The sequence below is a fragment of the Iodobacter fluviatilis genome (assembly GCF_900451195.1).
Classification (GTDB): Bacteria; Pseudomonadota; Gammaproteobacteria; order Burkholderiales; family Chitinibacteraceae; genus Iodobacter; species Iodobacter fluviatilis.
The window spans coordinates 25,271-34,148 of the sequence record NZ_UGHR01000008.1 but is presented as its reverse complement, the minus strand read 5'-3'; the positions used below and the strand labels follow the sequence as shown (position 1 = coordinate 34,148).

Here is an 8,878-nt window from a genome sequence, read left to right as displayed (position 1 = left end):
ACGATAACAATCAGCGTGACTTTGATTTCAAAATCATTCATAAATTTGTATGCGAGCCGCCCTCCTATCCCTCGTCTGTCCCTCTGAATGATTTCCTTGGCACCAAAGGCAGCACCTATTTACTTTCGTTTATCAGCCTGGGCAAAATCAAAGCACGCGGCCAATACCGCAATTATTGCCATGTGCTCGATTTCGATGAATTTGTCGACCTATACCGCCGCGTACAAATCCCCTATTACGAAGAAGCACGCAGAAAATTCAACAATCCTCAATTACTGGCCGATATGGAAGACGCCAGCGAAGTTCACCCTTATCAGGAAGATGTGCTGAAGCAGATTATTGAAAAATACTAAGCCTCATTACTCCAATATCTATCTATAACGGCAAGCTATATATCAGCGCTCTAGCTGCCCATGATGATCCATTCGCCCATAGCAAAAAAATGTTTAATGGCAAACCGTACACCAGAAAATGGAAGCCAATATCCCCGCTGGCGAACCAGCAGTTCAAGCACTCATCCGCCAATGGTTTACGCTGTTTCAAATGCGCATTGGCAGCAACCCTGCAACCCTCAGTAAAATCCGACTAGCCTATAAACAAGAACCCGCTTTACTGATTGGCCCTTTGGGTCACCGATAAAATGCTAGCCTTCATCCGCAAATCCGCCACTACGCTAAAAAGCGAGTAACTGACTTTGCGCCTAATAAATCAAGCTCAACCCAAGCAAAATCCATCCATTTTATACAGCAGAAATCGCTGACATTTCATGATCTATTTATAATGACAGACACACCCTGTCTTTAAGCCCCCCTTCCCTACAAAGGCCCCTCACTGGATTACCGCAAGCACGTTTTTAAGGCGATGGATTACATCAGCCAGCATCTTGAGCAAAACCCGACGCTGGATGAAGTAGCGGGAAGCGCTGCGCTCTCTCGCTTTCATTTTCATCGAATTTTCAAGGCCGTTGCGGGGGAGACACTGGCTAACTTCACGCGTCGTTTACGGCTGGAGCGCGCGGCGGGGCGCTTGCTTAGCAGCCCAGCCATCGACATCACCACTTTAGCCATGATGTATGGATTTTCTAGCGCTCAAAATTTTGCTAAGGCTTTCCGCCAGCACTTTGGCACCACGCCTTCTGACTATCGCCTGCAAGCTCAGCAGAAGCGCAAGATTGGAAACGCCCGCAGCGTGGAAGATGATTATGATCGCTGGGTCAAGACATGGGGCACGGGCCCCGAGCAATTTAACTTGCTACAAAATGTGCGTATCGAGCAGGTAGCCGCTTTTCAGGTGGTATATATGCGCCAACTGGGTTGCTATGGCAGAGAGAGATGTGAGCAGGCGCATCGTGATTTGCTATCCCTGCTTGGGCAGAGCGATGAGTTCACCCCAGCAGGCACGCTAAGCCTGTACTGGGATGATCCAGAAATCACTGAGCCAACACACTGCCGAACTGATGTTTGCATCAAGCTTAATGGCGTGATTCCGGCAGAGCGGCGGCTTGCGATTCAGAAGGTTACGGCGGGCCGATACGCTATTTTTAGCTTTGAGTGCAATGAAGCCTCGCTGCCCCTTAGCTGGGAAATTGCCTTTCGCTATTTAGTGACAAAAGGCTTGGCTTGTGCGGATTTACCCTGCTTTGAGCGCTATGACGCAGCAACCAATACGGCCCGTGATCACTACGCCTTCGACATCTATATCCCGCTAACTTCGCGCTAGCGGGGCTCTCTTCACAATCAAGCTCAACCCTGCGCACATTCGCCGGGCGAGCGGAGCTACGCCAATGAAACGCCTTTCACTTCTTGCATCCTGCCTATTGATCATCGGCTCACCCAGCACTTGGGCGGAATCCTCGCGGGCTATTCTTTCTGGGGGCAGCATCTACAGCGCCGATGTGAGCAACCTTCACCCCGAAGCGGTAGGCATTGCAGATGGCCGGATTGTGGCCGTTGGCTCACGCGATGCTGTTGAGCAGCAAATGGGCAAAACCACGCCTCATATCGATCTTGCAGGGAAATTCCTTATGCCTGGCTTAATTGATAGCCATGTACATGCTGCCTTTGCTGGCTTTCAAGAAATGACCGTGCATTTTCCTAGCGATCTGAACACTGCAGAACAAATCCGCAGTTTTGCCAGCCAAGCCACTAAAGATGCCAAGCTAATGCAAGGTAATGTGCAGCTTTTTACCAGCGTATCCCTTGAATACTGGAATCATATCGAGCTACTGGAACAAGTTTTTAACGCAGCCGCCTATCGCAATATTCCGGTTGTCCTTGCCGGATCTGATGCCCACACAGGCTGGGCCAATCAGGCAATGCTTAAACAAGCGGGCCTGCTGGCATCTGTAGGGACCAAAAAGTCTGCCACACCCAATGATGGCTTTACCCGCCGCAAAGATGGCAGCCTCAACGGCTTTGCCTCTGAAGGAGGCTGGGATCGCATTCTAAAAGCCATGCCCAAGGTAAGCGACGCGCAAATTGGCGAAGCAATCAAGCTGGCGGCTTGCCAGCTCAATCGAGTAGGCATTACCGCGTGGATGGATCCTGTCAGCAATATCCGCCCTCTCTCTCCCGCCTTTAGCGCCGCGCCTACTCGCAAAGATACCGGCCTGCTGCCTGCCTATACCGAGCTAGCCCGTAAAGGAGAATTAAACGGGCATGTTTCTGCACTGGCCTTGGTTGGCATTCATGCTAAACCCGCCATCATCGACGATGTGATGGCGCTAAAGCAGCAGTTTTCTGGCACTAGCGATGTCAACCTGATCGGCATCAAAATCTTGCAAGATGGCGTGATCGAATTTCCATCGCAAACTGCCAAGCTTAGCCAGCCCTACCTCAATCGCCACGACTATAGCGGACTAAAAGATCTCAAACCGACGCGCTTTAACGAGCTCATCCGCCGAGCCGATGCCCAGCATCTGATTACCCACTTTCACGCCATTGGCGATCGCGCCGTCAGCGAAGCGCTGGATGCCATCGCCTATGCCAGACAGCACAATCCAGACCATAGCACCCTGCACAGCATCACCCATTTACAAATTGTGAGCCCTGAAAGCGTGGCACGCTTTCAGCCGCTTAATGTAGCGGCGTCAATGCAGTTTCTTTGGTCTGGTAAAGATTTCTCCAGCACATCCCTCATAGAAAACATCGTCCCCGCCCCTCTGCTCACACGACTTTACCCAGCAGGCAGCCTGATTCGCAGTGGCGCAATTGTGGCCGGAGCCAGCGACTGGCCCGTCTCCAGCCCCAATCCCATGCTGGCAATGTACACAGCGCTGACCCGACAAGGCGACTTAGGAGAACTCGCCCCTGCCGATGAAAAAATCAGCCGCAGCGACGTCTTACAAGCCTACACCCTCAACGCAGCCAAGCTGATTGCCCAAGATAAAAACGTCGGCTCGTTCAGCGTTGGCAAAAGTGCCGACTTTGTACTGCTAGACAAAAACCTAGAGCAAATCGACCCTAGGGAATTCACCCAGACCAAAGCAATCTGGACCATGTTTAAAGGCCGAAAAGTATTTGAAGCAGAGCGCTGCTTGTAATAAACAAGGCCCGCTGTGTGCGGGCCCTGTTTAAAAAAATATGGGAGTGGATAGTCCACAGAATGAGGCGGAAGGCGATGAGAAATTAAGCAAGGCTATGATGTTATTTATCTCCCCCACAAACCTCAAACACCACGCCCCGCAGCCAGCGATGTGCGGGGTCGGCCTCCATGCGGGGGTGCCAGAGCATAGAAATGGTGATTTCTGGAGCAGGGAAAGGCAGGGGGAAGCGGTACATTCCATCGCTCAAAGCCTGTGTGTGGTGCTTGGACACGGTGGCGATTAGGTCTGTGGATCTGGCGAGTGCCAGCGCTGCGGAAAAATCGCTAACGATGGTGGTGATTTCTCGTGTGAGGCCCAGTGGCTGCAAAGCCTCATCGACCAGCCCCCTATCCAGCCCGCGCCTTGAAACCAGCACATGCTGGCCGCTGGCAAATCGCTCGGGAGTGATGTCCACTTGGCTAAGCGCGTGCCCCATGCGCACCACGCCGATAAAGTGATCCCTAAACAGGGCTCGAGTGCGCACTTCAGGGCCAGTGGTTTCACTAATCACGCCGGTTTCTAAATCAACCGAGCCATCCCTCAGCGAGGCGCTGTCTTTATTTAGCTTTTGCACAAAACGCAGCCGCACGCCGGGTGCCTCTGCGCTGATGCGGGCGATCAGCGCGGGGCCAAAGTTCTCTACAAAGCCGTCGCTGCTTCTTAAGGTAAAAGTTCTGGCTAGCTGCTTAAGATTGAGTTGACCGGCAGGGCGGAGCACGGCTTCTGCATCTTGAACGAGCTGGCTAACTTGCTCCCGCAGCGCCAGTGCGCGCGGCGTAGGCACAAGGCCGCGCCCAGCTCTGACGAGTAGCGGGTCGCCCATTGTCTCCCGCAAGCGTGCCAAGGCACGGCTCATTGCCGATGGGCTAAGCCCAAGTCTTTTGGCCGCTTTCGCCACACTGCCCTCGGCCAGCACCGCATCAAGGGTAATCAGCAAATTGAAATCTGGTGTCGTCATCGCTGGATATTAACCTAATTTGCTATGGCGTTAAACGCATTAACAAGGTGCAGACCACGCGTCTTCCGCCTTATCAGGCTAAGGGCTATCTTGCAGGGAATGGCTTTTGTGGGGCGGATTAAACGCAATCCTATCGACTTAAGGGGAATTCGTAGCTTGGGTTAGCGGGCTTTATCGCGTAACCCAACATTCTGTTTACGCTGAAGTGTTGGGTTACGCTGGTTTATCCGCCCTAAAATCGGCGAATAAACCAGCTAACCCAAGCTACAAAAGCATCCTTTCCCGTTGGTTTTTCTTAAGTTGACAGGATTGGGGTGAAACCCACCAGGCTTTGCCACGAAATACGATGAAAACGGCGGATTTCACCCGCCCTGCGATGGTTCGATGTTTGCAAACGCGTAGCGGGATGCATGGCAAACATCTTCATAACCCTTAAGGTGCTCATTTTGAAACCATACCCACCCAATCCAGCCGTGATGCAAAACGCACCCTCAACCCGCTGGATACTCGCCAGCCTGTCGCTGGCTATTTTGCTGCCATCGCTGGGCACAAGTATCGCTAATGTGGGCTTGCCTGCTTTGGCGCAGGCGTTTAACGCGACTTTTCAACAGGTGCAATGGGTGGTGATCGCTTACTTACTGGCGATGACCACTTTGATTGTCAGCGTAGGCAGGCTGGGGGACTTGGCCGGGCGCAGGCGGCTGCTTCTGGCGGGGATTTTGCTGTTTACGCTTGCTTCCATCCTGAGCGCCATTGCACCCACGCTCAATGGGCTGATTGCTGCGCGTGCCGTTCAAGGCCTAGGGGCCGCCATGATGATGAGCTTAGCCATGGCTTTTGTGGGCGAAACGATTCCAAAAGAAAAAACCGGCAGCGCTATGGGCCTGCTGGGGAGTATGTCGGCAGTGGGCACGGCGCTGGGGCCATCACTGGGCGGCATGTTGATTGCGGGGCTAGGCTGGCAGGCGATATTTCTAATTAATATTCCGCTTGGCATATTGGCGTTTGTGCTGGCGCAGCACCATTTACCGCTTGACCGGCCTACTGCCCAGCCCCCTCGTTTCGATCACCTTGGCACGCTCTTACTCGCCTTCACACTTGCGGCGTATGCACTGGCAATGACGATGGGACGTGGCCATTTTGGCCTGCTAAATGTGGCCTTATTATTGGCTGCTGCTTGCGGAATGGGCCTATTTATTTATACAGAAAAAAACACCACCGCCCCTCTGATCCGCCTGGATCTATTACGCAATGCGGCCTTAAATACCGGCCTTGCCACGAGCGCACTGGTCGCCACCGTGATCATGGCCACGCTGGTGGTGGGGCCATTTTATCTGTCCCGCGCATTTGGGCTGGATGCTGCTCATGTGGGTATGGTGATGTCCATCGGCCCCATCGCTGCCGCGCTAAGCGGTGTGCCTGCTGGCAAAATATCAGATCACCTGGGCACTCTGCCCTCCAGCCTGATCGGGCTGAGCAGCATGGCGGGCGGTTGCTTGGCACTGGCTCTGCTGCCCGCATCATTGGGCGGCTATATTGCCCCCATGGTGCTGATCACCAGCGGCTACGCGCTGTTCCAAACCGCAAACAATACCGCCGTAATGAGCGGGATGGGCAAAGATCAGCGCGGGCTGATTTCCGGCCTGCTTAATCTGAGCCGCAACCTTGGCCTGATCACCGGCGCATCCCTGATGGGCGCGGTATTTGCCCTAGCAGCAGGCACAAACACCTTGAGCAGCGCAAGTCCCGAAGCGGTGGCTCACGGCCTGAAAATCACCTTTACTCTTGCTGCAGGGCTGATTTTAATTGCGCTTGTGATTGCGATTAAGGCTGGGCAACATATCGAGCGCAAAGGCCAGCTCACAGCGCATTAAGACGGCTCGTTTCCATCATTAATGTTTCTTTTTAGCCTTATAAAGCTAAAAAACTCGAGTTGATCTCTCTGCTAAACCGCCTATCTGTGGCGGATGAAGCCGCATAAGCCACGCACCGTGCGTCCCCCTTTGGCGAAGGCGGGCTGAGGTAATCCTATCCACTTTAAACAGTTTAACTTAGCAAAACACACATCTTGAACCACAAAGAGCACAGAGAAAAACAACTTAGGCACTGAACTTTTATAGGGTGTACAACGACGCAGTCAGAGCGCAGAAATCGGTGCGCAAGAAAAACGACTTGCACACCCTATAAATGCATAAGCATCCCCTCAACTATATTTCAACATTGAGCGCAGACATGCCTTTTACAGAGGGGGAGGCTATCAAAACTGCTTAAATAAACGGCATCAGGGCTTATGCGATAGATGACGAAATAAAGCAAAGCTTATTCGCCGGTCTACTCATCCATGCTATCCCCCCTTACTTCACCAACACCTGCCCCATCATCCCCTGCCCTTCATGCTCCAAAATATGGCAGTGGAACATGCGTAAGCCACGGTGTTGCTGGGTGATTAAAATGCGGGCGCTTTGGTAAGGTTTTAGGTTGAAAGTGTCTTTATATGCCCGCCACGGCGCGGGCGTGGTTTTGCCTTTGAGCGTGGTATCCAACACCTCAAACTGCGTGCCGTGAATATGAAAAGGATGATCCATATGCGAATCATTCACGATCTCCCATAGCTCGGTATCACCAAGGCGGCTATGCAAATCAACCCGCTGCATATCGTAGCTTTTGCCATTCACTAAGAATTGCATGCTGTGTTGGCCGCCTTCCATGCTCATCACCTCGCTAAATACCACGCGTTTCTTGGCTACGGGTTTGAGCTTAGGCGGCAGGGTGCGTAAGCGCTCTGGCAGTTTGGCAACGCTGTCCTGGGTAAATTGGATGCTGGCCAGCTTGATATCTTGCTCAGGCGCTACCCTGCCCATTTTGCTTCTATCGTAAGCCAGTGCCATCAGACTGACGCCCCCAGCTGGCCCTGCAAGCACCCATTCGGCCCGCTCACCGGGTGCCAGCAGCAGCTCGTCCACGACTTGCGCCCGCTCTAAAAGCCCACCATCGCTGCCTACTACGATGATTTTTCTGCCAGGAATGCTAAGCCGTAAATAGCGGGCACTGCAGGCATTCCAGATGCGCCAGCGCTGAGTCTCGCCCACGGTAATCACCGGCTCTCGCTGGCCATTAAGCAAGACAAACTGCCCTTCGCGGCCATTCATCCAGTCGTTCATATTGTTATCTGGAATACTGGCGTCACTTGCTAAGCGCAAATCAGAAATCACCAGATGCTGCTCGGGCAAATGCCCCAACACATCGTTTTTAGCCCGCACAATAAAAAGACCCGCTAAGCCGCGATACACCTGCTCAGGTGTATCACCATGCGGATGCGGGTGATACCAATATGTGCCTGCAGATCCGATCGGCAGGGTAAAGCGATAAAGCCGCTCTCCCCCTGCTGGCACGGCATCTTGCGGGTTACCGTCTTGATCGGCGGGCACCGGCATGCCATGCCAATGCAAGGTGGTAGCCTGTGCCAGCTTATTGATAAAGCGAATTTCCACCGTATCGCCTTCAAATGCCTCGATCAGCGGCCCTGGAATGCTGCGGTTATACGCCCAGACCACGGTTTTTTTACCCGGCACCAGCTCTGCTTCAAAGGGCTCGGCGGTCACCGTCGCCGCAAGCACGGACGGTTTTGTGCTGAGTGTAGGCAAGAGGAATAAAGCAGCATGGGGCTTGCCAGCAGGCAGAGCATCTAGCGGCAGCAGGCTGATATTATCCGGGGCCATTTTCTGCGGCATGGCAGGTGTGCCTGATGCGTGGCCCGCATGTGCGCTGTGATCCATCGCTGCCCATAGCGAATTTGAAGCCAAGGCAAAACCCGCCGAACCTAAAGCGGCTTGCAAAAAGTGTCTGCGATTCATCTTATGCCCCTTATTCTACTGAGAATAATTTTGGCTCGGCCGCATTGCCCAGCTGATATATCTTTAAAGTGCCTTTGATTTCCGGCCCCATTCCTGGTGAATTTTGTGGCATCCCCGGCGCGCTAATCCCTGCAATAGACGGCTTTTCACGCAGTAATTTTTGAATCGCCGCCACCGGCACATGGCCTTCTACCGTGTAATTGCCAATGCGGGTGGTGTGGCAACTCGCCAGATTGGACGAGCCATCTTGCGTTTTAATCGCCGACATATCGTTGCTATTGATGGCGTTGACTTTAAAGCCATTTTTTTCCAGATATTTCACATATTCTTCGCAGCAGCCGCAAGAGGGGCTTTTATACAAAGTCGCGTTAATCGCCGCCAGCGCAGGCTGAGCCAATAACATTAAAGCAAGAATAGATAATAATTTTTTCATGACAGACACCCATAAGCCAGCCAGCCGCAAGCGGCCTGCAATGGCAGATT

7 protein-coding genes are annotated in these 8,878 nt (G+C 53.0%); 4 read left to right on the top strand and 3 right to left on the bottom strand.

Features of this window, described 5'->3' with window-relative positions:
• From DYD62_RS23715 to DYD62_RS23305, 3 genes are all read left to right on the top strand, one after another.
• Window positions 1–353 (top strand): hypothetical protein (locus DYD62_RS23715; protein ID WP_218586928.1); only part of this gene is annotated, 353 nt, incomplete at its 5' end.
• Window positions 354–861: 508 nt separating this feature from the next.
• On the top strand, window positions 862–1,719 hold the full coding sequence (locus tag DYD62_RS23310) for an AraC family transcriptional regulator (protein ID WP_115230252.1): 858 nt from the start codon (window positions 862–864) through the stop codon (window positions 1,717–1,719).
• A gap of 64 nt (window positions 1,720–1,783) precedes the next feature.
• Window positions 1,784–3,541, top strand: a complete 1,758-nt coding sequence (locus DYD62_RS23305) for an amidohydrolase (protein WP_115230251.1) — start codon at window positions 1,784–1,786, stop codon at window positions 3,539–3,541.
• Window positions 3,542–3,644: 103 nt separating this feature from the next.
• On the opposite strand, the gene DYD62_RS23300 is transcribed toward DYD62_RS23305, so the two are convergent.
• Window positions 3,645–4,541 carry a LysR family transcriptional regulator gene (locus DYD62_RS23300; RefSeq protein WP_115230250.1) on the bottom strand — a complete coding sequence of 299 codons (897 nt, stop codon included), beginning with the start codon at window positions 4,539–4,541 and terminating at the stop codon, window positions 3,645–3,647.
• Window positions 4,542–4,978: 437 nt separating this feature from the next.
• On the opposite strand from DYD62_RS23300, the gene DYD62_RS23295 reads away from it, so the two are divergent.
• Window positions 4,979–6,415: an MFS transporter gene (locus tag DYD62_RS23295; protein WP_373280380.1), complete on the top strand. Its 1,437-nt coding sequence runs from the start codon at window positions 4,979–4,981 to the stop codon at window positions 6,413–6,415.
• 480 nt (window positions 6,416–6,895) lie between these two features.
• On the opposite strand, the gene DYD62_RS23290 is transcribed toward DYD62_RS23295, so the two are convergent.
• Together DYD62_RS23290 and DYD62_RS23285 are read right to left on the bottom strand one after the other, a co-directional pair.
• The gene (locus tag DYD62_RS23290; protein WP_115230248.1) at window positions 6,896–8,395 is read right to left on the bottom strand and encodes a multicopper oxidase family protein; all 1,500 of its coding nucleotides are present in this window, start codon (window positions 8,393–8,395) and stop codon (window positions 6,896–6,898) included.
• A 10-nt stretch (window positions 8,396–8,405) separates the two neighbouring features.
• Window positions 8,406–8,828, bottom strand: coding sequence for a DUF411 domain-containing protein (locus DYD62_RS23285; protein WP_115230247.1), 423 nt, complete (start codon window positions 8,826–8,828; stop codon window positions 8,406–8,408).
• Window positions 8,829–8,878 lie beyond the last annotated feature (50 nt).

Excerpts from the sequence above, each read along its gene's own strand:
- DYD62_RS23285 (WP_115230247.1), bottom strand. The coding sequence starts at position 8,828 with ATGAAAAAATTATTATCTATTCTTGCTTTAATGTTATTGGCTCAGCCT.
- DYD62_RS23300 (WP_115230250.1), bottom strand. The coding sequence starts at position 4,541 with ATGACGACACCAGATTTCAATTTGCTGATTACCCTTGATGCGGTGCTG.
- DYD62_RS23305 (WP_115230251.1), top strand. The coding sequence starts at position 1,784 with ATGAAACGCCTTTCACTTCTTGCATCCTGCCTATTGATCATCGGCTCA.
- DYD62_RS23290 (WP_115230248.1), bottom strand. The coding sequence starts at position 8,395 with ATGAATCGCAGACACTTTTTGCAAGCCGCTTTAGGTTCGGCGGGTTTT.
- DYD62_RS23310 (WP_115230252.1), top strand. The coding sequence starts at position 862 with ATGGATTACATCAGCCAGCATCTTGAGCAAAACCCGACGCTGGATGAA.